The following is a 366-nucleotide window of genomic DNA, read 5'->3' as shown; positions in this document are numbered from 1 at the left end:
TCCCGGTTCCTCGCCACCGTCGAGGCGCCGATCCACGACAACGTCAAGCAGGCCATCGTCGACGGCACCGAGCTCGACACCATCCTCAACTTCCGGCCGCTGCGCAACACCGTCCGGGTGCACAAGAACACCGTCTCCACCGAAGCCGTCGAGATCCTCAACAACGGCGGCAAGTTCGAAGACGTCCAGCACCTCGTCGCCGGTGCCCGCGGCCGGAAGGTGTTCGAGACCGGCGACATCGAAGCCGGCCAGTGGACCGTCGGCATGGTGATGGGCATCATCGACGACATCCCCACCTGCCACGACCTCATCACCCGCATCGTCACCGACGCCGAAACCATCATCACCGACCGCCTCGCCGGAATG

1 protein-coding gene is annotated in these 366 nt (G+C 65.3%); it reads left to right on the top strand.

Annotated features, from left to right (window positions below; all coding sequences use genetic code 11):
- The coding region (locus tag LXN01_RS16025; protein ID WP_236866855.1) for an NAD(P)H-dependent flavin oxidoreductase at window positions 1-366 on the top strand (366 nt) is incomplete at both ends.

It is taken from the genome of Brevibacterium daeguense (genome assembly GCF_021729135.1).
GTDB classification, from domain to species: domain Bacteria; phylum Actinomycetota; class Actinomycetes; order Actinomycetales; family Brevibacteriaceae; genus Brevibacterium; species Brevibacterium daeguense.
Note: the sequence above shows the minus strand (reverse complement) of the source record. Positions and strands in the feature narration are given on the sequence as shown.